35 protein-coding genes and 2 pseudogenes are annotated in these 25,047 nt (G+C 60.0%); 20 read left to right on the forward strand and 17 right to left on the reverse strand.

The genetic code is table 11. The features are described 5' to 3' along the window. Positions 1-48: 48 nt before the first annotated feature. The 4 genes and pseudogenes from DDQ68_RS03715 to DDQ68_RS03735 all read right to left on the reverse strand — a co-directional run bounded on the left by DDQ68_RS03715 (position 49) and on the right by DDQ68_RS03735 (position 3,605). A complete protein-coding gene (locus DDQ68_RS03715; protein ID WP_109654960.1) occupies positions 49-1,005 on the reverse strand; it encodes a glycosyl hydrolase in 957 nt (318 codons plus the stop codon). 186 nt (positions 1,006-1,191) lie between these two features. Beyond that, a complete protein-coding gene (locus DDQ68_RS03720; protein WP_109654962.1) occupies positions 1,192-1,719 on the reverse strand; it encodes a fibronectin type III-like domain-contianing protein in 528 nt (175 codons plus the stop codon). Positions 1,720-1,751: 32 nt separating this feature from the next. Beyond that, a pseudogene (locus tag DDQ68_RS03730) lies at positions 1,752-2,732 on the reverse strand (glycoside hydrolase family 3 C-terminal domain-containing protein). A gap of 213 nt (positions 2,733-2,945) precedes the next feature. Next, positions 2,946-3,605, reverse strand: coding sequence for a transposase (locus DDQ68_RS03735; protein WP_162549794.1), 660 nt, complete (start codon positions 3,603-3,605; stop codon positions 2,946-2,948). A 598-nt stretch (positions 3,606-4,203) separates the two neighbouring features. Here DDQ68_RS03735 and DDQ68_RS22480 point away from each other — a divergent pair. The 12 genes from DDQ68_RS22480 to DDQ68_RS03780 all read left to right on the forward strand — a co-directional run bounded on the left by DDQ68_RS22480 (position 4,204) and on the right by DDQ68_RS03780 (position 15,875). Further along, positions 4,204-4,428, forward strand: a complete 225-nt coding sequence (locus tag DDQ68_RS22480) for a hypothetical protein (protein ID WP_162549795.1) — start codon at positions 4,204-4,206, stop codon at positions 4,426-4,428. A gap of 9 nt (positions 4,429-4,437) precedes the next feature. Further along, the gene (locus DDQ68_RS24215; RefSeq protein WP_281271077.1) at positions 4,438-4,569 is read left to right on the forward strand and encodes a hypothetical protein; all 132 of its coding nucleotides are present in this window, start codon (positions 4,438-4,440) and stop codon (positions 4,567-4,569) included. Positions 4,570-4,900: 331 nt separating this feature from the next. Further along, positions 4,901-5,869 (forward strand): aspartate carbamoyltransferase catalytic subunit, encoded by a 969-nt coding sequence (locus tag DDQ68_RS03740; protein ID WP_109654969.1) that lies wholly within the window; start codon positions 4,901-4,903, stop codon positions 5,867-5,869. A gap of 175 nt (positions 5,870-6,044) precedes the next feature. Continuing rightward, positions 6,045-7,322: a dihydroorotase gene (locus DDQ68_RS03745; RefSeq protein ID WP_109654971.1), complete on the forward strand. Its 1,278-nt coding sequence runs from the start codon at positions 6,045-6,047 to the stop codon at positions 7,320-7,322. Between the two features lie 144 nt (positions 7,323-7,466). Further along, positions 7,467-7,979: a 5-(carboxyamino)imidazole ribonucleotide mutase gene (gene purE, locus DDQ68_RS03750; protein ID WP_109654973.1), complete on the forward strand. Its 513-nt coding sequence runs from the start codon at positions 7,467-7,469 to the stop codon at positions 7,977-7,979. Positions 7,980-8,002: 23 nt separating this feature from the next. Next, complete coding sequence (locus tag DDQ68_RS03755) at positions 8,003-9,226, forward strand: 5-(carboxyamino)imidazole ribonucleotide synthase (RefSeq protein ID WP_109654975.1); 1,224 nt, start codon at positions 8,003-8,005, stop codon at positions 9,224-9,226. A gap of 94 nt (positions 9,227-9,320) precedes the next feature. After that, positions 9,321-10,397: a glutamine-hydrolyzing carbamoyl-phosphate synthase small subunit gene (gene carA, locus DDQ68_RS03760; RefSeq protein ID WP_109658306.1), complete on the forward strand. Its 1,077-nt coding sequence runs from the start codon at positions 9,321-9,323 to the stop codon at positions 10,395-10,397. Positions 10,398-10,812: 415 nt separating this feature from the next. Beyond that, the gene (locus DDQ68_RS22485; protein ID WP_162549796.1) at positions 10,813-11,202 is read left to right on the forward strand and encodes a COG3415 family protein; all 390 of its coding nucleotides are present in this window, start codon (positions 10,813-10,815) and stop codon (positions 11,200-11,202) included. Positions 11,203-11,204: 2 nt separating this feature from the next. Beyond that, complete coding sequence (locus DDQ68_RS03765; protein ID WP_245897275.1) at positions 11,205-11,846, forward strand: IS630 family transposase; 642 nt, start codon at positions 11,205-11,207, stop codon at positions 11,844-11,846. Positions 11,847-11,975: 129 nt separating this feature from the next. After that, a complete protein-coding gene (locus DDQ68_RS03770) occupies positions 11,976-12,266 on the forward strand; it encodes a GIY-YIG nuclease family protein (RefSeq protein ID WP_109654978.1) in 291 nt (96 codons plus the stop codon). A gap of 106 nt (positions 12,267-12,372) precedes the next feature. Continuing rightward, positions 12,373-15,603, forward strand: coding sequence for a carbamoyl-phosphate synthase (glutamine-hydrolyzing) large subunit (carB, locus tag DDQ68_RS03775; protein ID WP_109654980.1), 3,231 nt, complete (start codon positions 12,373-12,375; stop codon positions 15,601-15,603). 62 nt (positions 15,604-15,665) lie between these two features. Next, entirely contained in the window at positions 15,666-15,875 is a 210-nt protein-coding gene (locus tag DDQ68_RS03780; RefSeq protein ID WP_109654986.1) for a hypothetical protein, read from the forward strand. Positions 15,876-16,004: 129 nt separating this feature from the next. Here DDQ68_RS03780 and DDQ68_RS03785 read toward each other — a convergent pair whose 3' ends face one another. The 6 genes from DDQ68_RS03785 to DDQ68_RS23675 form a co-directional block, all read right to left on the reverse strand. Further along, the gene (locus DDQ68_RS03785; protein WP_109654988.1) at positions 16,005-16,325 is read right to left on the reverse strand and encodes a hypothetical protein; all 321 of its coding nucleotides are present in this window, start codon (positions 16,323-16,325) and stop codon (positions 16,005-16,007) included. A 65-nt stretch (positions 16,326-16,390) separates the two neighbouring features. After that, positions 16,391-16,831 (reverse strand): transposase family protein, encoded by a 441-nt coding sequence (locus tag DDQ68_RS03790; RefSeq protein ID WP_109654769.1) that lies wholly within the window; start codon positions 16,829-16,831, stop codon positions 16,391-16,393. A gap of 5 nt (positions 16,832-16,836) precedes the next feature. Beyond that, complete coding sequence (locus tag DDQ68_RS03795) at positions 16,837-17,340, reverse strand: transposase family protein (RefSeq protein WP_109654390.1); 504 nt, start codon at positions 17,338-17,340, stop codon at positions 16,837-16,839. Between the two features lie 8 nt (positions 17,341-17,348). Continuing rightward, positions 17,349-17,579 (reverse strand): hypothetical protein, encoded by a 231-nt coding sequence (locus tag DDQ68_RS03800; protein ID WP_109654990.1) that lies wholly within the window; start codon positions 17,577-17,579, stop codon positions 17,349-17,351. 26 nt (positions 17,580-17,605) lie between these two features. Then, positions 17,606-17,824 (reverse strand): hypothetical protein, encoded by a 219-nt coding sequence (locus tag DDQ68_RS03805; RefSeq protein ID WP_162549799.1) that lies wholly within the window; start codon positions 17,822-17,824, stop codon positions 17,606-17,608. A gap of 269 nt (positions 17,825-18,093) precedes the next feature. After that, on the reverse strand, positions 18,094-18,249 hold the full coding sequence (locus tag DDQ68_RS23675; RefSeq protein ID WP_438830720.1) for an IS1/IS1595 family N-terminal zinc-binding domain-containing protein: 156 nt from the start codon (positions 18,247-18,249) through the stop codon (positions 18,094-18,096). Between the two features lie 119 nt (positions 18,250-18,368). Here DDQ68_RS23675 and DDQ68_RS03810 point away from each other — a divergent pair, with 119 nt between their 5' ends. The 5 genes from DDQ68_RS03810 (at position 18,369) to DDQ68_RS22495 (ending at position 20,304) form a co-directional block, all read left to right on the forward strand. Then, complete coding sequence (locus DDQ68_RS03810) at positions 18,369-18,575, forward strand: hypothetical protein (RefSeq protein WP_109654994.1); 207 nt, start codon at positions 18,369-18,371, stop codon at positions 18,573-18,575. Positions 18,576-18,607: 32 nt separating this feature from the next. Further along, positions 18,608-19,138 (forward strand): hypothetical protein, encoded by a 531-nt coding sequence (locus DDQ68_RS03815; RefSeq protein WP_109654996.1) that lies wholly within the window; start codon positions 18,608-18,610, stop codon positions 19,136-19,138. A gap of 23 nt (positions 19,139-19,161) precedes the next feature. Further along, the gene (locus DDQ68_RS22490) at positions 19,162-19,476 is read left to right on the forward strand and encodes a transposase-like zinc-binding domain-containing protein (RefSeq protein ID WP_162549800.1); all 315 of its coding nucleotides are present in this window, start codon (positions 19,162-19,164) and stop codon (positions 19,474-19,476) included. 19 nt (positions 19,477-19,495) lie between these two features. Continuing rightward, on the forward strand, positions 19,496-19,885 hold the full coding sequence (locus DDQ68_RS03820; RefSeq protein WP_162549802.1) for an IS1 family transposase: 390 nt from the start codon (positions 19,496-19,498) through the stop codon (positions 19,883-19,885). Between the two features lie 122 nt (positions 19,886-20,007). Next, positions 20,008-20,304 (forward strand): hypothetical protein, encoded by a 297-nt coding sequence (locus tag DDQ68_RS22495; RefSeq protein ID WP_162549803.1) that lies wholly within the window; start codon positions 20,008-20,010, stop codon positions 20,302-20,304. 27 nt (positions 20,305-20,331) lie between these two features. On the opposite strand, the gene DDQ68_RS03830 is transcribed toward DDQ68_RS22495, so the two are convergent. Together DDQ68_RS03830 and DDQ68_RS03835 are read right to left on the reverse strand one after the other, a co-directional pair. Beyond that, a complete protein-coding gene (locus tag DDQ68_RS03830) occupies positions 20,332-20,781 on the reverse strand; it encodes a transposase family protein (protein WP_109655002.1) in 450 nt (149 codons plus the stop codon). Beyond that, positions 20,778-21,281 carry a helix-turn-helix domain-containing protein gene (locus DDQ68_RS03835; protein ID WP_109655004.1) on the reverse strand — a complete coding sequence of 168 codons (504 nt, stop codon included), beginning with the start codon at positions 21,279-21,281 and terminating at the stop codon, positions 20,778-20,780. Before DDQ68_RS03835 ends, DDQ68_RS03830 begins: the two co-directional genes overlap by 4 nt. Between DDQ68_RS03835 and DDQ68_RS22500 the strand changes: the two genes are divergently transcribed. Genes DDQ68_RS22500 through DDQ68_RS03845 form a run of 3 tightly spaced genes read left to right on the forward strand, consistent with a single transcriptional unit; the run spans position 21,282 to position 23,180 of the window. Beyond that, positions 21,282-21,680 carry an IS1/IS1595 family N-terminal zinc-binding domain-containing protein gene (locus DDQ68_RS22500; RefSeq protein WP_162549804.1) on the forward strand — a complete coding sequence of 133 codons (399 nt, stop codon included), beginning with the start codon at positions 21,282-21,284 and terminating at the stop codon, positions 21,678-21,680. Further along, complete coding sequence (locus tag DDQ68_RS03840) at positions 21,619-22,071, forward strand: IS1 family transposase (protein ID WP_109655005.1); 453 nt, start codon at positions 21,619-21,621, stop codon at positions 22,069-22,071. Before DDQ68_RS22500 ends, DDQ68_RS03840 begins: the two co-directional genes overlap by 62 nt. After that, positions 22,068-23,180: a transposase gene (locus DDQ68_RS03845; protein ID WP_109655007.1), complete on the forward strand. Its 1,113-nt coding sequence runs from the start codon at positions 22,068-22,070 to the stop codon at positions 23,178-23,180. Before DDQ68_RS03840 ends, DDQ68_RS03845 begins: the two co-directional genes overlap by 4 nt. Before the next feature lie 294 nt (positions 23,181-23,474). Here DDQ68_RS03845 and DDQ68_RS03850 read toward each other — a convergent pair whose 3' ends face one another. From DDQ68_RS03850 to DDQ68_RS03865, 5 genes and pseudogenes are all read right to left on the reverse strand, one after another. Next, positions 23,475-23,654 carry an IS1 family transposase gene (locus DDQ68_RS03850; protein ID WP_162549805.1) on the reverse strand — a complete coding sequence of 60 codons (180 nt, stop codon included), beginning with the start codon at positions 23,652-23,654 and terminating at the stop codon, positions 23,475-23,477. Positions 23,655-23,706: 52 nt separating this feature from the next. Then, a pseudogene (locus DDQ68_RS24595) lies at positions 23,707-23,781 on the reverse strand (hypothetical protein); the annotation flags it as partial. A 132-nt stretch (positions 23,782-23,913) separates the two neighbouring features. After that, entirely contained in the window at positions 23,914-24,018 is a 105-nt protein-coding gene (locus DDQ68_RS24600; protein ID WP_162549806.1) for an IS1-like element transposase, read from the reverse strand. A gap of 39 nt (positions 24,019-24,057) precedes the next feature. Further along, positions 24,058-24,198: an IS1/IS1595 family N-terminal zinc-binding domain-containing protein gene (locus DDQ68_RS24930; protein WP_438830721.1), complete on the reverse strand. Its 141-nt coding sequence runs from the start codon at positions 24,196-24,198 to the stop codon at positions 24,058-24,060. 75 nt (positions 24,199-24,273) lie between these two features. After that, complete coding sequence (locus DDQ68_RS03865; protein ID WP_162549807.1) at positions 24,274-25,044, reverse strand: IS3 family transposase; 771 nt, start codon at positions 25,042-25,044, stop codon at positions 24,274-24,276. Positions 25,045-25,047: the final 3 nt, after the last annotated feature.

Here is a 25,047-nt window from a genome sequence, read left to right on the forward strand (position 1 = left end):
TTGGTTGCTGGGCGGTATTTGTTTCTACGGTGGGCCCCCTGGGGGGGGCTACCGTTTCGGCAACTCGTCCAGCGTGAGCACGCGCGGGTCGTTGTAGAGCGTTTGGATGGCTTCGACGGAGTTACTTTCCTTCAACAGCTCTGCCCAGGCCATGAAGAACACCCAGCGGGGCTGCGCGGCCAGCACGGTGGGCGTGGGCAGCGCGGCGCACTCGCCGATGGCCATGGGTTTTGGCCCCACAATGGGACGAATGTAGTCGTACCACGACGCGTCGTAGCCCTTGCCGTACACGTCGAAAGCAAACACGTCCCAATATTTATCGCCGGGGTTGTACTGGGCAAAGTCGCGGCTCATGTCCTGCATATCCCACACCCACACTAAGTTGGTGAGGCCCTTGGTGTTTTTCAGGTAGTCGTGGGTGATTTGGTAGAGGCGGGCCGTGCCCTGGGGCCCCGGGCGGCCGCCCCACCAAAACTTGCCTTGGTTCATCTCGTGCAGCGGCCGGAACAGCACCTCCACGTGCCGGTCCTTCAGGTATTGCAGGTACACGGCAATGCCGTCCATGCGGGCTTTCCAGGCCTTATTCAGCGGCGTACCATCGGTGATGAGTTCCTGCCACTGCGCGTCGGTGAGGGGCGCGTTCATCAGGCCGGGGTCCCAGCCGCAGGGCTCGCCGGGGCCCGGCGGGCAGGCGTGCCACATGATATTGACGACCGCGCCGCGGTGCCACTGCCGCTCGGCCTCCTTAATCATCGTCCAGCGCTGGTCGATATTTTCCTGCTGAAAAAGAAAGTCGCCGCTCCATAGCGCCGGGTACTTGCCGGTGGTCCGAAACACGTAGTCGGTCCACTTGGTGGGCTCGGCGCTGGGCTCGCGGTTGTGCTGCCCGGCCAGCGTGTAGGTGCCCGAAATGCGCTGCAAGTAGGCCAGCACCCGGGGCGGCGATTGGGCCGGGCTGCGGGTGGCCAGTAGCGCCAGGAAGAGAAGTAAAACGCGTAGACGCATGGGTGGAAGCAGAAGAGTGGGTGTTCGCTAGGGATGAGCTTTTCTTCACCCACTGGTTCGAGATGAAGTGGAAGCAGAAGAGTGGGTGTTCGCTAGGCGGTCGGGAAATTACTGCGCTCCCGCCGGATTGGGTCCAGCGGGGGTGTAGAGCGGGCCGGGGCGCGGGCGGTTATTTCGCGGCCGCGCTTATTTCCGTGATGGGCCCCTGGGGGGCCAGCAGCTTGCGGCTCTTCTCCACCGGCGAGGCCTGGGGTACCGGAAGGTAGCTGCCTGCTTGATGGCCAGCGACGAGGCCCCCACGCGCACCGTGTAAGTACCCGCATCGGCCACCCACGACTCGGTAGCAGTGTTGTACGAGGCCAGGTCGGCGGCGGTGAGGGCGAAGGTGAGGGTTTGCGACTGGCCGGGGGCTAGTAAGCCGGTTTTAGCGAAGGCTTTCAACTTGATTTCGGGCTTGGCCAGGGCCCCGGTGGGGGCGTGCACGTAGAGTTGCGCCACTTCCTCGCCGGCCACCTCGCCGCTGTTCGTCACCTGGATGCTGGCCGTGATTTTGCCCGCCAGGGTGGGGGCACTCAGATGGAGCTTGCCGTAGGCGAAGGTGGTGTAGCTCAGTTCGTAGCCAAACTCATACGCCGGTTTCACCTTGAAGGTGCTGTAGTAGCGGTAGCCCACATAAATGCCTTCCGCGTAGGTGTTTTCCGAAGGCTTGCCCATCAGCGTGTTGTCGCCGGTGCCGGTGCCGCCGGTCAGTAATTTGCCGGGGAGTCGGCGCTGTAGGGCACGTCCTTGTAGGCCACGGGGAAGGTGGTGGCCAGCTTACCCGAGGGGTTGGTTTTGCCGCCGAGCACATCGGCCAGGGCATTGCCGCCTTCCTGGCCGGGCTGCCAGGCCAGTAGAATGGCGTCGGCCTAGTCGCGCCAGTTGGCCAATTCCACCACATCGCCGGTGTTGATGACGTCAATAACCTTTTTATTTTGAGCGTAAAACGCTGTAGCTACCTGTTTCAGCAGGGCCTGCTCGGTAGGAGGGGTAAGGGTGAAATCGTCGGTTTCCTTGCGGTCGCCGCCCTCGCCGGTGCTGCGGCCCAGCGTGAGCACGGCCACGTCGGCCACTTGCATGGCTTGCTGGAGGGCCCCGGCGTCGGCCGCTATCTCGGGAATGACCGGGGCGGGGTCGAGCAGGCCGCGGGTTTTGGGCAGCTTGGCTTCCTCGGCGCGCAGGTGCTGGGCGTAGGCCTGGCTGAGCGGCGTATTCACGGTGTAGCCGGCGCGGGACAGGCCCATGTAGTGCGAACGGCGCATGCCAAAGCCCCGGACCCCTTGAGAGAGGGTGCCTTCAATGCCCGCTCGCTGATTATAGCGCAGGGGCCAGTCGGCCTGACTATCTCGTACGCGGGCCGCTTGCAAGGCGTGATACGGGGCATCGGCTCGCAGCTTAATAGCTCGGCGTTTCGTGCGCGTGCACTGCGCGCGAACGGGGCAGGGCCCGCAGTGCTTACAGGAGAATTTGCTAAACACGCGGGGCTGGCCTTTTTCCAGCGTGTGAATCCAGGATTGTGACGGATGTCCTTGGGGACAAGTGGCTTGCGGCGCGTCCCAATCCACGTGGAAATCTGCCTCTGCATACCCCTGCCTCGCCAAAGCCTGCCATTTCTGGTCTTTCCGAGCGGGCCCTACTAACTCCACCTGGTGGATTGCCTGACGCTGAACGAGCAGCTCGGCGCTCACATAGGCGGTGTCGACCAGCTGCTGAGACGGTAGTAACGAGCTGTCAGCCAATCTTTACTGAATCTGCGGCAAGGTGGTCGAGTCCGCCTCGGTGCTGACAGTGGTCGCTACCTGCGTGATGAGATGCGGTTGGTCGGTTTCGCAGGTTTCACTCAAATGGACTTTATAGCCCCCCCCCCCACGTCGTGGTGCGTTTGCGACTGAAGCGGGCTTCTATATCGTAGGGGGAGCTGATGAGCTGCGCGAAGGGGGTAATTCTCCCTGATTCTCCACGCGCCAGTTAAGTTGGCCGTCCACCACCTGAAACTGCTGGAGCCAGATTCGGCGCAAGATATCAATAGCCGGCAGCTGCCACAGCCAGGCAGCCCGGTCATCCTGTTCTATTCGCTCCAGTAGCCAGCAGCCGTCCTGACCGACTTGCTGGGCATGGGCCAATCGCTGGGGTTTGGTGTGTGGTAGGCGGTACTCCTCGGTGCGGGGGCCGTACCGGGCGGCCCACTCCGGTTGGAGATGGCTGGCTAACCAGTTGGGCAGGAGCGTGGCCAAGCTGTTAAGGGTGAAGCGCATGGTCTCCCCCACGCACTCCAACCGGTTCATGTCCCGGACACGGGCCAGCACGTGGGTCGAGTCTGTTCGTTGTTTACCCCCGGCTTTCAGCCACTGGTGGTCCTGGCAGCAGAGCAGCAGCTGATTGAGTAGTCGTTCTTCGGCCTTGCCGGCCACTAACCGCTGGCGAAATTCAGACAGGATGCTAAAGTCAAACCCGGCATCGGTCAACTCCAAGCCCAGCAGATACTTCCAGTCAATGCGACTGCGCACGGCATCGGCCGTTTGGCGGTCGGAGAGGTTTTCCGCAAATTGCAGCAGCGTCACCAGCGCCAACTGCTAGGGGGCCTGGGCCGCTTGCCCCCGCGCTGGAAACAGGTCGGCAAAGAGAGTATCGTCGTATAAGGTGCCCAGGGTGTCGCGCAGCTGTAGATAGCGATTGTCACGTAGCGCGCTTGGAGCGGAACAGGCGTACTGTAGGGGTGCAGGCTCATAAGTAGAAGCGGTTAAGATGCCTCCGAAAATAGCCTTTCTATCCCCAAACCAATTCGCCAACAGTATCTCGTTTTAACGAGAACCCCATACCGTGCTTGCCGCCCAGTTTTTGGCTGGTTCGTTACACTTACCCTAATTACGCCGGTCGAAAATGAAGCAGCCCATGAAATACCGGGTATTTCATGGGCTGCTTGCCACCGGAAAGTGGCGGCCCGCTAGCTGAGGTTGCGGAATAAAGAGATAAAGTTAAGGTGGGTTACGCTTGCAAAGCAATTGGTTACGCGGGTTATAATTTTTTTACGGCAAAAAAAATGACAAAGAGTGCTTCGCTCAGCCCGTTAGGCCAAAAATAAAATTTGAGAAAAGCAGTGCAAAATAAATTAATATTACCGATGCGTTACCGGGGATAACGATGCCGTAATTTTGTATCATGCTTCAACCAAAAAGCCAGTTGATGAAGCGCGGTATCCTGCTCGGCAGGGAACCGCGGGAGGGCCGGAAGGTCTTCGCTACCGTCGGTTTTTCCAGTTTTGCCGCTGGTATTTCCGCTATTTTCTCTGGGTATTGCCCCGCCACCGTTTCGGATTCCGAAACGGTTTTTTTATGTCCATTGAGTTCGTCGGCTACCGCCCCGCAGTCAATTCATATTTCATAACCCAAACTCATGGACACCAGCACCCTCTCCCCAACTGTAGCTGCTGCCACCATCGCCTCGGCCCACACCGGCGGTCGCAACCTGAGCACCGACCCCAAGCGCATGGCGGTCATCAAAGTATGGGTGTTGTTAAATAAATAGGGTAAAACTTCCGACTCGTAAGCCAATTGGCCTGAACGATTTTGATAAGGTGTAAACGCGGTGTAAGAGCATCGAAACCAGATAGTCTTACACGTTCCTTAAGACAGTCGAAATCCGTCAGCGAAAACGGTCGTTTACACAATCGCTCATAACGCTACATCACATAATTAATTGATTAACAAAATTTTAGATCATTAAATCAGGTGCCTGCACCCCTGAGTCGGAGGTTTTGCCCTATTTGTTTAACAACACCTCTTATTGTTCATTTGCCCCCGACTACCTCGATTAACAGCAGTTTTCGGCGCACGCTACTATTTTCCCCAACTCCGGTATGGCACGTAAAGACCTGCTCGACATCGCATCCCTTCACCGTGAGGAAATCGAGCTCCTGCTCGACCAATCCACGTCCTTTAAAAAACTGTTCACCCGCTCGGTGAACAAAGTCCCGGCCCTCGGGGGTAAGTCCGTACTCATGCTTTTCTACGAGGCCAGTACCCGGACGCACTCCTCCTTCGAGGTCGCCGCCAAACGCCTCTCCGCAGATGTGACGAATTTCGACATCGCCCATTCCTCCATCACCAAGGGCGAGTCGGTTCGCGAGACGGTCGAGACGCTCCAGGCCATGCGCACCGACTACATCGTTGTCCGCCATGGTCGGTCCGGCCTGCCCGGCCTGATTGCCCGCCAAACCAAGGCGTCGGTTATCAATGCCGGCGACGGGGCGCACGAGCACCCAACCCAGGCTCTGCTGGACGCCTTCACCATCAAAGAAAAGTTTCCCGACCCCAGGGGCAAAAAAGTCCTCATCATCGGCGATATTCTTCACTCCCGCGTCGCACGCTCTACCAGTACCCTGCTGCAAAAGTTGGGCGTCGAGGTCGCCTACCTCGGCCCGGGGTCGCTGGTGCCCAAGTATGGCCCCGCAACCATCCGCCGCTTCACCGACTATCAAGCGGCCATGGCTTGGTCGCCCGATGTCGTGTACCTGCTCCGCGTGCAGATGGAGCGCCAGGACGTGCAGTTTTTTCCCAGCCTCCGGGAATACCACCGGCTCTACGGCATCACCAACGACCGGCTGGCGGAAATCCAACAACGCGGCCTCTACATTATGCATCCCGGTCCCGTGAACCGGGGAGTCGAACTGTGTGACGCTGTCATGGACTATGAGCGCAGCCTCATCACCAACCAGGTCGAAAACGGTATCGTCATTCGAATGGCCGTGCTCGACTGGCTCACGCCGGGTGGGGATGCTCCGAGAGCAGAACCGACTTTCGGCCGGTCCTATGAACGGTCATGCTGAGCTTGTCGAAGCATCTCTACCGCGTAACTAATCCTTTCGATTGAGTTTGCTACTGCGGTAGAGATGCTTCGACAGGCTCAGCATGACCGTTCTTTTGGTTTTCTAAATAGCTTTTTCATATCTAATAGCCAGGACCTCCCAACACGCCTGGCCAGTTTACAGAAATCATTCCTTCATGCTCCTCCTTCAAAACGCCCGCATTGCCTCCGAAAATTCACCCGTGCTTCTCGAGGCCGATGTCCTGATTGTCGAAGGAAAAATTCAGGACATCGGGAACAACCTAGCCATTCCCGAGGGCGCCCGCGTCATCGACGCGCGTGGTCGGATTCTGATGCCGGCCATGTTTGATGCCCACGTCCATTTCCGCGCACCGGGATTTGAGGCCAAGGAAACCATTACCACGGGTAGCGAAGCGGCCATCAACGGCGGCATTACTGGCGTGGTTATGATGCCCAACACCCGCCCGGCCATCGACTCGGCGATGGTGGTGGCTACCGTGCTGGATAATGCCAAACACCGGTCCCGCATTCCGATTTACACCTCCGGCTGCGTCACCAAGGACCGCCAGGGCAAGGAACTGGCGGAAATCGACGGGATGCGCGAACTCGGGGTGAAAATGCTAACCGACGACGGGGATACCACCAACGACCCGGCGGTGCTGCTACGGGCGATGCAGTATGCCACCGAGTTTGGGATGTTTTTCGCCAGCCACTGCGAGGTGCCGGAGCTTGCCGGGCCGCGCGCGCTGAACGAAGGGGTGATGAGTTACCGGCTCGGCATCAAGGGCTCGCCGGCTTGCGCGGAGGAAATCATCATCGACCGCGACATCCGCCTGGCCCACGCGGCGGGCGCGCACGTTCACATCCAGCACGTTTCCAGCAAGCTCGGGATGGAAACCATCCGCTGGTGGAAATCGCGCGGCGATGTGAAGGTCACGGCGGAAGTGGCTCCGCACCATCTGTTGTTCACCGAAGAGCACATCGGGAACTACGACACGAACTATAAAATGAACCCGCCGCTGCGGACGCAGGCGGATTGTGATGCGCTGCTCGAAGGGCTCATTGAAGGCGTACTCGACCTGATTGCCACGGACCACGCGCCGCACACGCCCTACGAAAAAGCACAGGATTTCATCAGCGCGCCCAATGGCATCACCGGCCTGGACACGGCGCTGGTGTCGCTCTATCACTACTTCGTTGAGCCCGCAAAATTCGGGTGGGACGTGGTGGTAAAACGCTATTCGGCGGAGCCCCGCCGCCTGATGGGCCTGCCGGTAGCCGCCATCGAAGTCGGCCAGAAAGCCGAGTGCCTCTTGTTCGATACCGAAGCGGAAACAACCTTCACGCGGGAATTTATGAAATCTAAATCCCACAACACGCCCTTCCTCGACCAGACGTTGAAAGGCCGGGTGGACCTGGTGATTTTAGGTACGGAAATCCTACTGGAGCGCTGATGGTTAAATAATCAGAAGAAGTTTTTGCCATTTTTAGAACGTCATGCTGAGCTTGTCGAAGCATCTCTACCGCTTCATATGAGCCGTCCAACGAAGCGGTAGAGATGCTTCGACAAGCTCAGCATGACGACCAAATATTTTTCAATGAGTACTGTTTCCACCTCCAATACCTCCAAGCCACTTGTCGGCGTTGTAATGGGCTCCAGCAGCGACTGGGACACCATGCAGCATGCCGTGCAGATGCTCACGCATTTTGGCGTAGCCCACGAAGCGCGCGTGGTGTCGGCCCACCGCATGCCCGACGACTTGTTTGCCTACGCCGAACAAGCCGGCCCGCGCGGCTTGCAGGCCATCATCGCCGGCGCGGGTGGGGCCGCCCACCTGCCGGGCATGATGGCCGCCAAAACCACGCTGCCCGTGCTGGGGGTGCCGGTGGCCAGTCGCCATTTGCAGGGGGTAGACTCGCTGCACAGCATCGTGCAAATGCCCAAAGGGGTACCGGTGGCCACGTTTGCGATTGGCAATGCCGGGGCGGCCAATGCCGCGCTGTTCGCGGTCAGCATACTGGCCTTGCATGACGCGGGCCTGGCTACTAAGCTGCAGGCGTTTCGCGCCGAACAAACCGAAGCCGCTCGCGCCATGACGCTGCCACTATGAGCACCACTAGTCAAGTTGCCACGATGACGCCAATTTTCCCAGGCAGTGAAGATGCCGCTGGCCAGCGGGCCACGCTGGGGGTGATGGGGGGCGGCCAGCTGGGCCGCATGTTTGTGCATGCCGCCCAGCGCCTGGGTTACTTCACCGCCGTGCTGGAGCCCGACGTGCAAAGCCCGGCTGGGCAGGTGAGTCACTACCATATCCAGACCGATTACAACGACCCGGCCGGGCTGGCGCAACTGGCCCACCTGTGCCAGGCCATCACCACCGAGTTTGAAAACGTGCCCGCCCAGGCCCTGCAAACGCTGGCGCTGACCCGGCCCGTGGCACCGGGCGCGGCCGTGGTGGGCATTGCCCAAAACCGCATCGAGGAAAAAGCCCACTTCGCGGCCTGCGCTAACTTATCAGGGGTGACCTGCGCGCCCTATGCGGTGATTGAAACGCGGGCCCAGCTGCAGGCCGTCCAGGCCGACCGGGCGGATTTGCTGCCCGGTATCCTGAAAACCGCGCGCATGGGCTACGACGGCAAGGGCCAGGTCCGCGTCAAGACCGCCGTTCAGCTGGCCGCCGCATGGGCCGAGTTGGGCGGCGCCGCTTGCGTGCTGGAAAAGCTGCTACCGCTAACCGCCGAGTGTTCGGTGCTGGTGGCGCGCGGCTGGGACGGGCGGGTTGTCAGCTTCGCGCCGCAGCGCAACGTGCATGTCGATGGCATTTTGGCCGTGACCCACGCTTACGAAGGAAATATGCCGCCCGCCCTGGCCACCAGTGCCCGCGACGCTGCTGTTTCCATCGCGCAGCATCTCGGCTACGTTGGGGTGCTGTGCGTCGAGTTTTTTGTGGTGGACGACGGCAGCGCGCACGGCGGCCTAGTTGTCAACGAGATGGCCCCGCGCCCGCACAACAGCGGCCACTACACCCTGGACGCCTGCGACGTGTCGCAGTTTGACCTGCAGGTCCACGCCATGGCGGGTTTGCCCTTGCCGCAGCCGCGCCAGCATTCCCCGGCAATCATGCTCAACCTACTGGGTGAGGTGTGGTTTAACGCCAACGGCCAACCGCAGGAGCCCGACTGGTCCACCGTGCTGGGCCTGCCGGGCACGCACCTGCATCTATACGGCAAGCTGCAGGCGCGCGCAGGCCGCAAAATGGGCCACCTGACCATCACCGGCCCGGACGTCGCCAGCGTCAAAACCGTGGCGCGCCGCGCCGCTGGTCTACTCGGCTTGCCGGGGCTAAACGAAACATAACTGCCTTAGCATTAATCATTTCTATTCGCACCACTGTTTCCCCCCCCTCTCCTTTTCGGAGAGGGGGTCGGGGGTGAGGCGCAACATCCGCACAATGCCCCAAGTAACCCTAACACTAGAAGACGGCACCACAATACAAGGCGAATCCTTCGGCGCCTTCACCTCCACCGCCGGCGAGGTCGTGTTCAGCACGGCCATGACGGGCTACCCCGAAAACCTCACCGACCCGTCCTTCGCCGGCCAGATTCTGGTGCTCACCACCCCCATGGTGGGCAACTACGGCGTGCCCGGCGAGCAGCTCTACGAGTCGATTTCGACCATTTTCGAGTCCGACAAAATCCACATTGCCGGGCTCGTGGTGAACTACTACTCCGAGGAGCACAGCCACTGGAACGCCGCCAAAAGCCTCGGCGACTGGCTGAAGGAGTACAACATCCCCGGCATCTGCGGCGTCGATACCCGCATGCTCACCAAGAAGCTGCGCGAGAAAGGCGCGATGCTGGGCAAAATCGTGGCCGAGGACGACGTGCCCTTCCACGACCCCAACCTCGACAACCTAGTGGCGCAGGTAAGCCAGCCCGGTGTGCAGCACTTCGGCAGCGGCCAGCACAAAATCGTGCTGGTCGATTGCGGCACCAAAACCAACATCATCCGCTGCTTCCTGGAGCGGGATGTGGAGCTGATTCGCGTGCCCTGGGACTACGATTTCACGACCCTCGACTACGACGGCCTGTTCCTGAGCAACGGCCCCGGCGACCCCAAAATGTGCGAAGCCACCATCCGGCACCTGCAAAAGGCCCTAGCGCAGGACAAGCCCATTTTCGGCATCTGCCTGGGCAGCCAGCTCATGGGCCTGGCGGCGGGCGGCGACACCTTCAAGCTGAAATACGGCCACCGCAGCCATAACCAGCCCGTGAAGCTCACCGGCACCCAGCGCTGCTACATCACCAGCCAGAACCACGGCTTCGCGGTGGATACCGAAACGCTTCCCGCCGAGTGGCAGATGCTGTTCGAGAACCTGAACGACGGCACCTGCGAAGGCATCAAGCACACGTCCAAGCCGTTTTTCTCCACCCAGTTTCACCCCGAAGCCGCTGGCGGACCGGAGGATACAGAGTTTCTGTTTGATGATTTTTTAAAAGCGGTGGTTGCTTACAAAGAGGGGAAATAAAAGGCCGTCATGCTGAGCGGAGCGCAGCGAAGTCGAAGCATCTCTACCGCTTCGTTGAATACGTCACTAACCGTTAATTAATAGTATCAACTCTTCATCAATTTCAACATGAAACTATTGAGCTTATCCGTTTTGATGCTATTGATTTTTCGTAAACATGTGGTGGAAAAGTATGAAGGCGGAAGTCCATACCACTCGCATCTAATTGTAGCGCTGTTCAATGATTCCACTTTTACTTACTCAACTTGGTATCACAGTAGTCCCAAGAAAATAAATACTTATAGAGGCGTTTGGCATAAGACTCCGGGGAAATTAGTACTCGATTCTCAAAAGCGCAACGGTGTATTCCACAATGATAGTTACACTCTTAGAGCGGTTTCCAATTCAATGTACAGAATTTCACGTACCTTCTGTTATGAAAGCGTATTCGATTGATTTGCGGGAACGGGTAGCGGCGGCATGTGCCGCGCCGCAGGCCCGGATTTACCAAGTGGCGGCGCAATTCAGCGTTTCCATCTCCTTCGTGGACAAGCTTTTGCGTCGTCAACGTACGAGCGGTTCGCTGGCGGCCCTGCCCGCGAGCGGCGGCCCGATGCCGCGCCTGGACCCGGCGGGCCAGGACCTGTTGCGGGCCTGTCTGGTGGCGCAGCCCGACGCGACACTGGCCGAAATAAGCCTCGCCTTGGCCGCCGCCGCCGGCCCGGCCCTGAGCCGCACGAGTACGTGGCGGGCCGTCGAGCGCCTGGGGTGGGGGCGCAAAAAAAAAGCATCCACGCCGCCGAGCGTGACACCGAACGCGTCGTAGCCTTGCGCCGCTTGTTTTTGGAAGCCATTCAGCCAGAAGATGTTACCCGTTTCGTATTCGTGGACGAGACGAGCACTAACCTCACCTACTGCCGCCGCTATGGCCGGGCCCCGGCCGGCCAGCGCCTGGACCAGGCCGTGCCGTTGCACAGCGGCCCGAACGTGACGCTCCTCGCCGCCCTGACCCCGGACGGGCTCGGGGCGTTGCTCAGCGTCAACGGGGCTGTCAACGGGGCTGTCAACGGGGCTGTCAACGGGGCTGTCAACGGGGCTGTCAACGGGGCTGTCAACGGGGCTGTCAACGGGGCTGTCAACGGCGACGTGTTTGCCGCCTACCTCGACCAGGTGCTCGGCCCCACCCTGCGGCCGGGCGACGTGGTGGTACTCGACAACCTCTCCGTGCATAAGGTGGACGGGCTGGACGATATCGTGCGCAAATACGGGGCACGGCTGCGCTACCTGCCGCCCTATTCGCCTGATTTCAACCCCATTGAACTGGCTTTTAGCAAGCTCAAGACGTGGCCGCGCACCGCCAAGGCCCCTACCCGCGACCTGCTGGAGGAAGCCATCCGGGCCGCCGCCGAGTGGGTAACCGAACAGGATGCCAAAAATTGGTTTGACCATTGTGGATATCATGTACAGTGATTTGGAAACCGCTCTAAGGGTGACACTTTATTTCTCTATACTAAGGAGGATTCTGTGAAAAGTTACAGTTTCTATAAGGAGTATAAAACCTTAGTTCGCAAGCGGTAGCTATTCACAAAATCATCCAGCATGTACGTCTACATCCTGACTAATCAAACCCAAACCGTTCTGTATATCGGCGTTACCAATGACCTCACGCAACGGCTCTACGAACACAGCGAAAACCGGGGTAATGCAGCGAAATTCACCGGACGGTATCAAGCTGATTTGCTGGTCTACTTTGAAATAGCGCCCGATGCAACGCAGGCCATAGCAAGAGAGAAGCAATTGAAAGGCTGGACCCGCCGCAAAAAAGACGCACTGATTACCGCGTTTAATCCGACGTGGCAAGCCATTGATTTAGAAACCTGGGAAGGCTGATTACTCCTTCAACGAAGCGGTAGAGATGCTTCGACTCCGCTGCGCTCCGCTCAGCATGACGTTCAACTTACTCCGCCTGACGCTCAAAAAGAACAGTACCCTTAGAATGAACAAACCCAACAAAGTACTCATCCTCGGTTCCGGCGCCCTGAAAATTGGCGAGGCCGGGGAGTTCGATTATTCGGGCTCGCAGGCCCTCAAGGCGCTGAAGGAGGAAGGCATCCGCACCATCCTCATCAACCCCAACATTGCCACCGTGCAGACCTCCGACGGTATGGCCGACGACGTGTACTTCCTGCCCGTGACGCCCTACTTCGTGGAGGAAGTCATCAAAAAGGAGCGGCCCGATGGCATTCTGGTGGCCTTTGGCGGCCAGACGGCCCTGAACTGCGCCGTGGCCCTGTACCGCGCCGGCGTGTTCGAGCAGTACGGCGTGCAGGTGCTGGGCACGCCCGTGCAGAGCATCATCGACACCGAGGACCGGGAGATTTTCAAGGTCAAGCTCGACCAGATTGGCGTGCTCTCGGCCCGCAGCGTGGCCTGCACCACGATGGCCGCCGCCCTGGCCGCCGGCGAAACCATCGGCTTCCCCATCATCGTGCGGGCCGCCTTCGCGCTGGGCGGACTGGGCAGCGGCTTCGCCAATAACATGGACGAGCTGCGCCCCCTGGCCCAGCAGGCCTTTACCACGTCCGACCAGATTCTGGTGGAAGAATCGCTGAAGGGCTGGAAGGAAGTGGAGTACGAAGTAGTGCGCGACCAGTTTGATAACTGCATCACGGTCTGTAACATGGAGAACTTCGATCCCATCGGCATCCACACCGGCGAGAGCATCGTGGTGGCCCCGTCGCAGACGCTCAGCAACCGCGAGTACCACAAGCTGCGCACTATCGGCATCAAAACCATCCGGCACCTGGGCATTATCGGCGAGTGCAACATTCAGTACGCCCTCGACCCTTTTTCCGAAGATTATCGGGTGATTGAGGTGAATGCCCGCCTCTCGCGCTCGTCGGCGCTGGCCTCGAAAGCCACGGGCTACCCACTGGCCTTCGTGGCCGCCAAGTTAAGCCTGGGCTACTCGCTGGCCGAGCTGAAAAACAGCGTCACGCAGACCACCTCGGCCTTTTTTGAGCCCGCCCTCGACTACGTGGTGGTGAAGCTGCCGCGCTGGGACCTGGGCAAGTTCTCGGGCGTGAACCGGCAGATTGGCTCGGCCATGAAGAGCGTGGGCGAGGTGATGGCCATCGGCAAAACGTTCGAGGAAGCCATTCAGAAGGGCCTGCGGATGCTCGATACCGGCAAGCGCGGCTTCGTGGCCAACCGGCCCGACAACGTGGATAAAGATACCATCGACCAGCTCCTGAGTGAGCCGAACGAGGAGCGCATTTTCGCCATCAACAGCGCCTTCGAAGCTGGCTACACGCTGGAGCAGGTGCATCAACTCACGCGCATCGACCACTGGTTTTTGCAGCGCCTGCTCACCATTTTCGAGCTGGGCCAGCAGCTAGCCGCTGGCCGCGCTGCGGGCCTTGATTCTTTAGAAACCAAGTTATTGCGCGAGGTGAAGAAAGCCGGTTTCTCGGACCAGCAGATTGCCGTGCAGCTGCTGGGCGAGGGTGATGTGAAGGCCGACGAGCTGCGCGTACGCGCCCGCCGCAAGGCCCTGGGCGTGCTGCCCGTGGTGAAGCAGATTGACACGCTGGCCGCCGAATTCCCAGCCAAAACCAACTACCTCTACACCACCTACCACGGCACCGAAAACGACCTGACCCGCGAAACCGCGAAGTCCATCGTGGTGCTGGGCTCGGGCGTGTACCGCATCGGCTCGTCGGTCGAGTTTGACTGGTGCGGCGTGCAGGCCGTGCAAACGGCCGCCGAGGAGGGCTACAAAACCATCCTCATCAACTACAACCCCGAAACCGTTTCGACCGACTACGACGTGAGCGACCGGCTCTACTTCGAGGAGCTGAGCTTCGAGCGGGTGATGGACATTCTGGATTTCGAGCAACCCGGCGGCGTGATTCTGAGCACCGGCGGCCAGATTCCTAACAATTTAGCCATGCGCCTCGAAGAGGCCCACGCACCCATTTTGGGCACCACGGCCGCGCACATCGACGAGGCCGAGAACCGCCACAAGTTCAGTAGTATTATGGACGAGCTGGGCATTGCCCAGCCCCGCTGGAAGGAGCTGACTTCGCTGGAAACCATGCATGGGTTCGTGCGGGAAGTGGGCTACCCGGTGCTCATCCGACCGAGTTACGTGCTGTCGGGCGCGGCCATGAATGTGGTTTCCAACGCCTTCGAGCTGGAAGAATTCCTGAAAGCGGCCAGGGAAGTCAGCGCCGAATATCCGGTGGTAGTGTCCGAATTCATGCAAGAAGCCAAGGAAATTGAGCTGGACGCGGTGGCCGATAAGGGCGAAATCGTGAGCTACGCCATTTCCGAGCACGTCGAGTTTGCCGGCGTGCACTCCGGCGACGCCACCATGTACTATCCGCCCCAGCGGGTGTACGTGGGCACCATCCGCAAGCTCAAAATCATTGCCGAAAAGGTGGCCAAACGCTACGAAATCAGCGGCCCGTTCAACATCCAGTTTCTGGAAAAAAACGGGGCCATCAGCGTGATTGAGTGCAACCTGCGCGCCTCGCGCAGCTACCCCTTCGTATCGAAAATCTCGGGTAACAACCTCATCAAAAAGGCCACTCAGGTGCTGCTGGGCAAGGAAGTAATGCGCGACGAAAGCGAGCGAATCTACGACCTGCCCTTCGTGGGCGTGAAGGCCCCGCAGTTCTCCTTCACCCGCCTGCCCGGCGCCGACCCGGTGATGCGCGTCGACATGGTGAGCACCGGCGAAGTGGGCTGCCTGGGCGATACCGCCGAGGAAGCCCTGCTGAAATCGATGCTGAGCGTGGGCTACAAAATCCCCGAGAAAACGGTGCTCATTTCCGGCGGCCCCATCCAGTCGAAAGTGGCGCTGCTCTCTGCCACCGGGCTGCTAGTGAAGCGGGGCTACCAGATTTACGCCACCAAGGGCACCCATCGCTTCTTCGCCGAAAATAACATCCCCAGCAACCTGCTCTTCTGGCCCGACGACCTACAGGAGCCCAACGTGCTGACCTACCTGAAGGAAAAGAAAATTGACCTGGTCATCAACATCCCCAAAAACCTATCAAAAGGCGAATTAGATAACGACTACAAAATTCGCCGCACCGCCGTGGATTCCGGTGTGCCCTTGCTGACGAATGCACGGCTGGCAAAGGCGTTTATTAAGGCGTTTTGTACGCTGGAGATGAAGGACTTGAAGATTAAGAGCTGGAACGAGTATAAGGCAATGTAGCGCGGACTTTGTAGTTCGCGTATGGGTGTAATTCAAACTTTCGCTTAGCTATTTTTGAGTAGTTGAGTGACGAGGTCGAATTTTCGGCTTTTACAGGCTGTGCGCAGGCGCAGCAGATGGTCGCAGCCGTGGTTGGCCTAGCGTTGGCCGGAGCGTTTCATGCGTACTTGCAGGACACTTCGGTGGGCGGCTTCGATGGGACCGCTGCCAATGAGCAGGCCGGCGGCCCGATAAGAGCCGTAGCGCATGCGGTGGTGGTTGGCGTGCAGTAGGTCCCCAGGCGCTGGCGCTCGGCCTGGGGCAGTTGCCGCAGCCCGGCCACGTGGGCTTCGACCCGCTCGCTCTCGTCGGCCAGCAGATGTGGCTGTTGGCGCTCAAGCCACGCGGGGCCTTGCGGGGCCTTACGGCAGCAACCGGGCCACGGCGGCCAGCTTTTCGACCACGTGGTAGTAGTCAAGAATGTGGGTAGCAGCGGGGTAGGTAGCCGCTAACCAGTTACCAATCCACTCGGCACCGTCGGTGATAAATACCTTTTGGGCGGCACTATCGGGCGGCAGCCGCCGCTCAAAGTGGGGCGTGAAACCGCTATAATGGCCTCGATGGGCCACGTATTCGGAAGCTTGTGGCCCGGCGGGTCCGTCGGCGGGCACGGCGGCGGGCACGCGGCCGAGTTTGGTTTCCTGCCATCCCTGGTCGGTGAAGAGCATACTGCCGTCCACCATCCCATAAACCAGGCCCGGGGCCTGCGCTTGCTGCCCAGCCAGCGTGGGGGAGGGCGTACTAAAGCTTATTCGGCGTAGTTAGCGAGTTTCGCGTGGACAGGTGCGCGATAGGCGCGGTGCGGGCTGCGCACGCGCAGGTTGTGCAGCCCACAGGCCACGACCATGACCGTATCGCGCACCCATTCGCCGCGCAAGCGGATAGTGCCCTGCACCATGTGCAGGCGCTTGATACCGCTGTGCGCGTGTTCGATAACGACGCGCAACGGACTCAGCAACTGGTTATACAGCTTTTGGGCAAACGTCAACTCCCGCTTCGGCGGCTTCTTGTGGGGCATCTCCACCACGACCCCGGTCGGGGCGTGGCCCAGCAAGCCCAAATCCTGCCGTAACACGCAGCCCGCCGGTAGGTGCAGCGCGTACTCGTCGGCCAGTTTTTTGTCGTGCGCTCGCCCGCTTTCCGTAGCCGAGAGAAAATGCACGTACTGCGTGGAATCGCATAAGGTCATGTTTTTCACGCGGTGCGCTTTTTTTTGGCGCTGTACTCCTCGGCCTGGGCCTCCCGGTCCGTGTTACGTGGTACGCCCCGCTCGACCCCGTCGTAGGCAAAGACCGGCTCCGGGTGGTTAGCCAGGCGCTGAGCCAACTCGCCGCCGTCGCGCACGGGCAGCAGCCCGCGCCGGGCCAGCACCTGGTTGAGCACGCCCAGCAGGGCGGTAGCCAAGTGGCTGACGCGCGCTTGCGAAATGCCAAAGCTGGCGGCCTGGTGCTCTTGCAAGGCGTTGCTTTTGAGGTAGGTGAGCAGAAAAAAGAGCTTTATATCGCTGCCCGCCAGCACGGCGTTGGCCCGCTCGCGGTGGGCGGGGAACGCCCGTTTGGTTCCTTCCAGGGTGTGGTAGCGGTGGTGGCGCTCCCAGGCCGGGGCAAAGTCGGTCAGCAAGTCGTCAAACTCCGCCGCTCGCAGGCTGGTCAGGGCCAGAAACTGGCGGGGCCGCTCGCGCAAACTCAGGTAATCCATAGCCAAATTTACGCCTCGCCTACGGGCAGTAACTTAACACACACTTCCGAATTAGCTTTACTGAGTTGCTGCTCGTCGAGCGCATCGGCGATGCGCTGGCACTGCCGGTACACCTGGCTCTGGTTGACGCGCAGGCCCAGCAACTGCTCGACCAACCCGGGCACCTGGCCAAAAACGGTCAGTGTGCTGAGCAGGGCCAGCTTCTCCTGCAGATAGGGGCTGGTACGGCTGCCGAGCACGGGCCGGCTGAAGGCGTGGCCAACGGCTACTTCAATCTTGCCGTAGCGGCTGTGGATACCGTTTTTTTTCGCTTGTCGGCCGGTACCGGCCCGACCGTCTGCTCCAGCACCTGCCGGCCCATGCCGGTCCAGACCTGGTTAAATTCTTTCTCAAACGTGTAGAAGTCGGCGTGGCGCGCTAACGCGCAGAGGGCCTCGAAACGGGTTTCAGCCAGGGCCAGGTAGTCCGCTTTGGTCATCCTCATGGCGGGGAATGGTGTTAGTCAAAGATAGCACCCCCAAACGAAGATTTGAATTACACCCACGTCTCACTTACATCGCATACGCGATAAATGCCAGAAAGTGAAATGCGTTCTAATAATAATTTAAGGCGGTGGTCCAAAGCAGGATGATACCGGACCTTTAGTTTGTTAATTAAGTCAGCTTAAAAACACGTCAGGAAAGCTGGAAGGACGAATATTCAGACATCATAAATTGAGTGAAATACCAAAATCATCTCGCTTTGGACCACCGCCTAATTTATTAATTCCTTATCAGCGGTACTGTTAAACCACGATTGGCCTGCCGCTACAAATTGGCGCCAACAATTCGTGCATTGATAATTTTGCTTGCCATGATGCGTATGGCCGTTCTTCTTAATGTGTCGGCTTTGACAGTCGGGGCAATTCATATCGTTTTTTCTCAAAGATGGCGGTGGTCTAAAATAAGATGGCCTACGTATATTGGGGTGTAATTCAAAACTACGCGTTGGGGTGGTAACTTGGGGTATTCACTACCTGCTTATTCCCAATGACGAAAGAAGCCTACCTGGCGCTGGCCGCCGCCCAATACGACGAGTTGCGCGCTATCGGCCAGGAGCCGGATTTTTACACGCTGGAAGAGAAGTTTGACCAGTTGTGGACAGCCCTGGGGCGTTCGGTGCTGGAACAGACGCTGGGGCCGGTGCCGGCCAACAAGCAAAAAAAAACAGTGTCCAGACCCGGTTCGGGCGCGTAGCCATCGCCAAAACGAACCCGTTCAGCGCCCCGGTGCTGGGCTCGCGCACCAGCCCCTACCTACAGGCCAAACTCGTGTTGCTGGCCGCTGAGCACGTCTTTGCCCAGGTGCCGCCGCTGGTCGAATCGCTGCTGGGCATCCGCGTGAGCACGACCCAGGTTTACCGCCGCACCCAGGCCGCCGCCCAGGCCCTACCCGCTGCCGGCCTGGATGCGCCCTGCCCGGGGGTGAGCGCCGGGCCGGGGCCGGTCTATGGCATGGTCGACGGCTCGATGCTTTTCACCGACACGGGCTGGCAGGAGGTGAAAGTGGGTCGCGTCTTCCAGCACAGCGCCCCGGCGAGCGCCCCGGCGAGCGCCCCGGCGAGCGCCCCGGCCGGGACGATGGGACCGTCGCAGTACGTGGCGCAGCGCGGGCCCTTCGCCACCTTCACCCAGCGTTTTGAGCAAGTCTTGCCGCCGGACGCGGCGGCCGACCAAGTGTTTGTTACCGACGGGGCGCAGTGGATTCACCGCTGGTTACAAGACGCTTACCCCCATGCCACCCAGGCGGTGGTCTATTAGCGAGTGAGGTTGTAAATTAGCGCATGGTTTATACGCAACACTTATGTGCCCGCTGTGGTAGTGAACACATCCGCCGCAATGGCACGCAGGGTGGTCAGCCTAAATACCAGTGCAAGGCGTGCGGGTATCAGGCACGGTTTATACCAGCGGCCGTGGCCAAGGCGGCACAGTATGCGCAGGTGGAAGCCTTGCTCACCGAGCGTAACTCCCAACGTAGCATCGTGCGCGCCACCGGCGTGGCACGGATGACCATCGCCAAGCTGATAAAAAAAAGCGGCCTTGGACTCGCCCCGGCTGCCGCGTCGCCGGACGAAAAAGGCCCAACGCCGGAAACCTGAAGCCCTCGAACTTGACGAAATGTGGACCTTCGTGGGCCGGCGCACGTGCAAAGTCTGGTTGTGGCTGGCCGTTGAACGGGCCTCGCGCCGCATCGTGGCCTGGGTGCTGGGTTGCCGGGGAGCCGCCACGGCCTGGCGCTTGTGGGCCGCGCTGCCGCGACGCTACCAACGCCACTGCCGCTACCACACCGACCAGTGGGAAGCCTACGCCAAGGTCTTGCCCGCCCACCAGCATCGGCCTCATCCCAAAGGCAGCGGCAAAACCAATATTGTTGAGGCTATCAACTGCTCCTTACGCCAGCGCTGCGGGGTATTGGTCCGCAAATCCTGCTCCTTTAGTAAAAGTTTGCGCATGCACACGGCTCGCATCAAGATTGTGATTGACAATTACAACCTCACTCTTCAATAGACCGCCGCCGCCACCCACATCCTGGACTTCTACCACGTGGCCGAAACACTCGCCGCCGCCGCCCAGGCCGCCGCCGCCCAGGCCGCCGACGCGCCCGCCTCTGGGCCGGACAAAGCCCGGCCGTGGAACAGGCCGTGGCCGGGTTGCCCGGCCTGGCCGCCCCGGTGGCCGCCCAACTCGGCGCCTACCTGGCCACCAACCGGGCCCGCATGCGCTACGACCAGTTCCGCCAACGCGGGCTGCTCTGTGGTAGCGGGCCCGTCGAGGCGGCCCACCGCACCCTGCTGCAGGTCCGACTCAAACGAAGCGGTCAGCGCTGGTCCAATGGCGGACTCGACCGGCTCGTACACTTACGCTCGGCACTGAAAAGCCCTCAAATGCACTTGCTCACAGACCTGTTTAAAAAACCAACCGCGTAGTTTTGAATTACACCCGTATATTAGACCTTATTCGGAAGAGTTGCCGAGACTCAGGGGCGCTTGCGCGAGGTAGGCACGAAGCGGGCTGCACACGCGCAGGTTGTGCAGTCCGCACGCCACGACCATCACCAGGTCGCGCACGGGTTCGCCGCGCAGCCGGACTGTATCGGCCACGATACGCAGCCGTTTGATGCCACTGTGGGCGTGTTCAATCACCACCCGTAAGGGGCTGAGCAAGTGGTTGTATAACTTCTGCGAAAACGACAGCTCCCGCTTGGGCGGCTTTTTGTGGGGCATCTCCACCACCGCCCCGCCCGGGGCGTGGCCCAGCAGGCCCAGGTCTTGGCGCAAGACGCTGCCGACGGGCAGCGACAGGGCGTACTCGTCGGCCAGTTTCTTGTCGTGCTGCCGCCCACTCTCCGTCGGGGAAAGGTAATGCACGTACTGGGTCTGGTCGCACAGGGTCATGTTTTTCATGCGGTGCGCTTTTTTTTAGCGCTATATTCCTCGGCCTGGGCTGCGTAGTCAGCGTTACGCGGCACGCCGCGCTCAACCCCGTCGTAGGCCAGCACGCGCTCGGGGTGGGCAGCCAGGTGCTGGGCCAACGCGCCCCCGTCGCGCACGGGCAGCAGCCCGCGCTGGGCCAGCACGTGGTTGAGCACCGGCAACAGCCCGGCGGCCAACTGGCTAACGCGGGCTTGCGAAATGCCGAAGCTGGCGGCCTGATGCTGCTGCAAGCTGTTGTTTTTGAGGTAGTTGAGCAGAAAAAACAGCTTCGCGTCGCTGCCCGCCAGCACCGCATTGGGCCGCTCGCGGTGGGCGGCGAACCGCCGCCGCTGACCCGCGAGTGTGTGCCAGCGGTGATGGCGCTCCCAGGCCGGGGCAAAGTCGATGAGCAAGTCGTCGAACTCGGCCACGTGCAGGCTAGTCAACGCCAGGAACTGGCGCGGCTTCTCGCGCAGGGTCACATAATCCATGTGCAAAACTACGACTGCCTCGCACGGGACAACCTAGTAACCTTTTCCGAATTAGGTCTATTGTTTATGGTCACGACAATTCACACTTGCGCGAAATGCAGCAGCGCGGATATCCGCCGCAATGGGCACAGCAATGGCCATGCCCGCTACCAGTGTAAAGCTTGCGGCTACCAGGCGCGGTTCGTGCCGGCCGCCGTGGCCAAAGCCGTGCAGTACGCGCAAGTCGAGGCCCTGCTGGTCGAGCGCAATTCGCAGCGCAGTATTACCCGCATCACGGGCGTGGCACGCATGACCATTGCCAAGCGGCTAAAAAAAAGCGGCGGCCGCCTCCCCGCCCTTGCCCCGGTTACGCCCGAAAAAGGCGCAGCGCAAGGAATGGGAAATCCTCGAGTTGGATGAATTGTGGAGCTTTGTGGGCCACAAAAAGCGCAAGGTCTGGTTGTGGCTCGCCGTCGAGCGGGCCCGGCGGCGGATTGTGGGCTGGGCGCTGGGCAGCCGGGGTGAAGCCCCGTTACGCAAACTTTGGCAGGCCCTGCCTCGCCGCTACCACCGCCACTGCTGGTATTTTACCGACCAGTGGAAAGCTTACGCCAAAGTGCTGCCCCGTTGGCAGCACCGGCCTTGTCCCAAGGGCGAGGGCCAGACCAACAGCGTCGAAGCCATCAATTGCTCCTTACGTCAGCGTTGCGGCGTACTCGTGCGCTACTCTACCCTACTAAAAATCGGGCATAAAAACGGGAAGGCCCGACCTTTGGAGTTCCTCAACTACCAAATGCGCTCCTTCCCGTGAAGCAACGCCTCGTGGTCAAAATTACGACCCTTTTACATTCGGTCCCGCTGGTGCGGAACCTGGCCCGCAAAAAGTTCGTGGCCCGCTTCGTGCTCGGCCTCTTTAAAAGCCGAAATGTGCAATTCTGCGAGGTGGCGCAGCACCTCAACGACGGCGTGAAACTGGCCTCGAACGAGACGCGCATCCAAGACTTTTTCCGCGAAGCCGACCTGGATTACGTCGCCTTGGCCGTGTTGCTCGTCGGCCTCTTGCCGGGCACGGGCAAGCTGCGCCTGTGCATCGACCGCACGGAGTGGGACTTCGGCCGCTGCCAGGTCAACATCCTGCTCGTGACGGTGGGCCGGGGCGATTGCCACTGGCCCTTGTGCTGGGAGTTGCTCGACAACCGCAGCGGCAACTCCGGCACCGCCGACCGCACGGCGCTGCTGGATTTTTGCCTGCGGGTGCTGGGCCCCGACCGCGTGGGGCTGGTGGTGGGCGACCGCGAGTTTGTGGGCCATGCCTGGTTCAAATACCTCAAAGACAAGGGCATATTATTCGTCATGCGTCTGCCCAAGCACCACCTGCTCACCGACCCCCAAGGCCGTCGTCACGCCGTGGCCGACTGGGGCCTGCGGCCAGGCCAGTGCCGCCAGTTGCCCGTGTGCCAAGTCGACGGGGTTTGGGGCGGGGCGCAGGTCACGGCCTTGGCCGGGGGCGAGTACCTCTTCCTCTTCGGCACGGCCAACCCGGCTTTTTTGGGCCAGTTCTATCGCAAGCGCTGGACGATTGAGGCTTGTTTCCAGAACCTGAAAGGGCGAGGCTTTGCCTTGCGGGCTACGCACCTGCGTTGCCGGGACAAACTCAAAAAACTCGTGGGCCTGGTGAGTTTGGCCTACGCGCTTTGCGTGAGCGTGGGCACCCGCCTGCACGAAAAAGTGCAACCCATCCCCCAGAAGAACAACGGCTACAAACGCGCCAGTTTTGGCCGCCACGGCCTCAACGCCCTGCGCCAGTACACGCGGCCCGGCCGCAGCACCGACCCGGTATTTACCGCCAACATGAATGCTGTGTTCCGATGGATTATCAATCAACTAACTCATTATAAAGCAACTAAAATAGTAGGGTAGAGTACTCGTGCGCAAGTCCTGTTCGTTCAGCAAATCGTTGGTCATGCACACCGCCCGAATTAAAATAGTCATCGATAATTATAATCGAAATATCATCTTAAATTAGATCACCGCCCTCAAAGATAACAAAGCATTACATTTTGGCAATGGTCTAAACCAAGGTGCTAAACTCGTTATTTAATATAATGATTTTGAGGAAAAATTATTGGATAAATATATTGATAATCAATGGTTTATGCATGAAATAAAAATAAATTTCTAAGTCTGATTAATGATTTTGCAAATCACCATAAATTAGACGACTGCCAAAAAATGGAATATAAATAGGGGGATCAATCCATCGTGGAAGAACTGTTTTTTGGAGAAGCAAATGGTCTTGCGGGTCAGCCTTTTGAGGCGGGTACGCCAGGTCAGATGTTTGCGTTCGAGGCGCTGCATCGGTGCCTTGCCCGTTTGCCGCTGTTCGACGGGCAAGGCACGCCTCATAGGCTCCCCAGGCATCGGTAAACCACCTGTCTGCGACCCAGCCCGCCGCTTCGAGCACCGCCGGCAAGCGCCGAAACGTGGCGTGGGTACGCCGCCCAAATACAAAGGCGACCACCTGTCCCGTGGTAGCCTCTTCTATCCACCACAGCCAGCGTTACTGCTTTTTGCAGCGTACAAACGACCACATCTCGTCGGCGCACAGCCGCCGCTTGGTGCCCGTTTCGGGCGAGTAGGTCGGATGATGCGGCTAGCGCTTCAATCTTTTTTTAAGCTCTCCCATGACCGTTTGCGGACTGATGCCCAACACCCTGGCCGTATCCCGTACGCCGCTGCCATTCAGGGCTAAGTCCATGATTTTGGCCCGCACCCATGGCGCATGTACCTTGTGCCGCTAGTGCAGTTGGAAGGTGCGCCGGTAAGCCGTGCAAAGGTAGCGCTGGGTCCCATCGGTGGCTCTGCCGTGCCGATAGTGTCTCGTCCGGCTATAGCTATACAGGTGAAGGTGATAATCCGTCCTGCGCTTTACAGGCAGAGATAGTAATCCGAATTGAACTTTACAGGTAGGTAAGGTAAGTCGCCATTTTCTTTTAGCCGCTTGGACCGTGCGTCAGGTTGGGGCAGGAATGGCCACCGGCTGATAGTAATTTTTCCAGCGCCGTACCAGCGGCCCTTCCTGCTCGTGAGCTTGGTTCGGGGTCAGGAAGTCGCAACTGCCGTGCGGGCGCAGCTCGTTGTAGGCCCGCACCGCCCGGCCCACCAACGCGTCGGCCTGGGCAAAGCCGGGCAGCACATCGCCCAGGCCAAACTCGTCTTTGAGGATGCCGTTGACCCGTTCGGCCACGGCATTTTCGTACGGGTCGCCGTTTTGGGTCATGCTCAGGGCCACGCCGTGACTTTCCAGCAGGCCCACGTACTCGCGGGCCGCGTACTGCAAGCCCCGGTCGGAGTGGTGAATCAGGGGCCGGTGCGGCTGGATGCGGGCGGCCAGGGCTTGGTGAAGGGCACTGAGCGTGCCGCGCACCGACAGGTCGGGGTGCAGGCAGGCACCCACGATTTTGTGGGAATACAAGTCGGTAATCAGGCTCAGGTAGCTCCAGCCGCTGAGCAAGCGCACGTAGGTGATGTCGCTGACCCAGACCTGTTCCGCCCGGCTCACCGTCAGGTGCTCAATCAAATTCGGCCGCCGAAACAGGGGCAGACAGGTTTGGGTGGTCACCACGCGCCGTTTGCGACGGCGGATGAGCAGGCCGTGGGCGGCCAGCAGGGCAAACAGGTAGTCCCGGCCCACGCGCGGCGCGTGCTCGCCGAGTTGCGGCAGCAACCGGAAATACAGCTTGCGCGTGCCCAAGCGGGGCAGATCCTCGCGGATGTCAGCCACTAG

Origin of the sequence: Hymenobacter nivis (genome assembly GCF_003149515.1) — a bacterium.
GTDB classification, from domain to species: Bacteria; Bacteroidota; Bacteroidia; order Cytophagales; family Hymenobacteraceae; genus Hymenobacter; species Hymenobacter nivis.